Source organism: Marinobacter xestospongiae (assembly GCF_023156385.1).
Taxonomy (GTDB): Bacteria; Pseudomonadota; Gammaproteobacteria; order Pseudomonadales; family Oleiphilaceae; genus Marinobacter; species Marinobacter xestospongiae.
In genome coordinates this window covers 1-2115 of the sequence record NZ_JAKZAK010000054.1, presented here as the reverse complement: position 1 = coordinate 2115, position 2115 = coordinate 1, and the positions used below count along the sequence as shown (strand labels likewise).

Sequence of the window (2115 nt, the reverse complement as noted above, 5' to 3'; positions counted from 1 at the left end):
CCGATTTCACGGGCCGCCAGCACGCCTTCCTCGTGGCTGCGCACGGTGGCGTTGTTCGGCTGCAGCAGGCCCAGGCGGCCAATCATCTGCTGGAACCGCTCGCGGTCCTCGGCGCGGTCGATGGCGTCCGGGCTGGTGCCGATGATGGGCACGCCGGCCGCTTCCAGGCCGCGGGCCAGTTTCAGCGGGGTCTGGCCACCGTACTGCACGATCACGCCCTTGGGCTGCTCCACCCGGACGATCTCCAGCACGTCCTCCAGGGTGATCGGCTCGAAGTACAGACGATCGGAGGTGTCGTAGTCGGTGGACACGGTTTCCGGGTTGCAGTTGATCATGATGGTTTCATAACCATCCTCACGCATGGCCAGGGCGGCGTGGACACAGCAGTAATCGAACTCGATGCCCTGGCCGATGCGGTTGGGGCCACCGCCGATCACCACGATCTTGTCGCGATCGGTGGCGTCGGCCTCGCACTCTTCCTCGTAGGTGGAGTACATGTAGGCGGTGCTGGAGGCGAACTCGGCGGCACAGGTGTCCACCCGCTTGTACACCGGGCGCACGTCCAGGTCGTGACGCAGCTTGCGCAGGCTCTCTTCGGACAGGCTCAGCAGCTTGGCCAGGCGGGCGTCGGAGAAGCCCTTGCGCTTGAGGCGGAACAGGGTGTCGCGATCGATGTCGGCCTTGCCGGCCTGCTTGAGCGCCTCTTCTTCCAGGATGATGTCTTCGATCTGCACCAGGTACCAGGGGTCCACCTTGGTGTGCTGGAACACGTCTTCCACCGTCATGCCGCTGCGGAAGGCGTCGCCGATGTACCAGATGCGCTCGGCGCCCGGCTCGTTGAGTTCGCGGATCAGGGTTTCGCGGCCGTCTTCGGTGGCCAGGTCGACCTTCGGCTCGAAGCCTTCGGAGCCCACTTCCAGCCCTCGCAGGGCCTTGTGCATGGATTCCTGGAAGGTGCGACCGATGGCCATCACCTCACCCACCGATTTCATCTGGGTGGTCAGGCGGGCGTCGGCCTGAGGGAACTTCTCGAAGGTGAAGCGAGGGATCTTGGTGACCACGTAGTCGATGCTGGGCTCGAACGAGGCCGGGGTGACGCCACCGGTGATCTCGTTGCGCAGCTCATCGAGGGTGTACCCAATGGCCAGCTTGGCGGCCACCTTGGCGATGGGGAAGCCGGTGGCCTTGGAGGCCAGCGCCGAGGAACGGGACACCCGCGGGTTCATCTCGATCACCACCATGCGGCCAGTGTCCGGATGGATGCCGAACTGGACGTTGGAGCCGCCGGTTTCCACACCAATCTCACGCAGCACCGCCAGCGAGGCGTTGCGCATGATCTGGTATTCCTTGTCGGTCAGGGTCTGGGCCGGGGCCACGGTGATGGAGTCGCCGGTGTGCACGCCCATGGCGTCGAAGTTCTCGATGGCGCAAACGATGATGCAGTTGTCGTTGCGGTCCCGCACCACCTCCATCTCGTACTCTTTCCAGCCGATCAGCGATTCGTCGATCAGCAGCTCGTTGGTGGGCGACAGATCCAGACCGCGCTGGCAGATCTCCTCGAACTCGTCACGGTTGTAGGCGATGCCGCCACCGGAGCCGCCCATGGTGAACGAGGGCCGGATGATGCAGGGATAGCCGATGCGCTCCGCCACGCCCCAGGCTTCTTCCATGGTGTGGGCAATCTCGGCGCGGGGGCATTCCAGGCCGATGGACTTCATGGCCTTGTCGAAGCGGTCGCGGTCTTCGGCCTTGTCGATGGTGTCGGCATTGGCACCGATCATTTCCACGCCGTGCTCGGCGAGAACGCCGTGCTTCTCCAGATCCAGGGCGCAGTTCAGGGCGGTCTGGCCACCCATGGTGGGCAGCAGCGCGTCCGGCTTCTCTTTCTCGATGATCTTGGCGACCGTCTTCCAGGTGATGGGCTCGATGTAGGTGGCATCGGCCATCGCCGGGTCGGTCATGATGGTGGCCGGGTTGGAGTTCACCAGAATCACCCGGTAGCCCTCTTCCCGCAGCGCCTTACAGGCCTGGGCGCCGGAGTAGTCAAACTCGCAGGCCTGGCCGATCACAATGGGGCCCGCGCCCAGGATCAGGATACTCTGGATGTCAGTACGT

At 64.4% G+C, this 2115-nt stretch carries 1 protein-coding gene; it reads right to left on the bottom strand.

What is annotated here, in order from left to right; genetic code table 11:
- On the bottom strand, positions 1-2115 hold a 2115-nt coding region (gene carB / locus MLD24_RS21415), incomplete at both ends, for a carbamoyl-phosphate synthase large subunit (protein WP_248169363.1).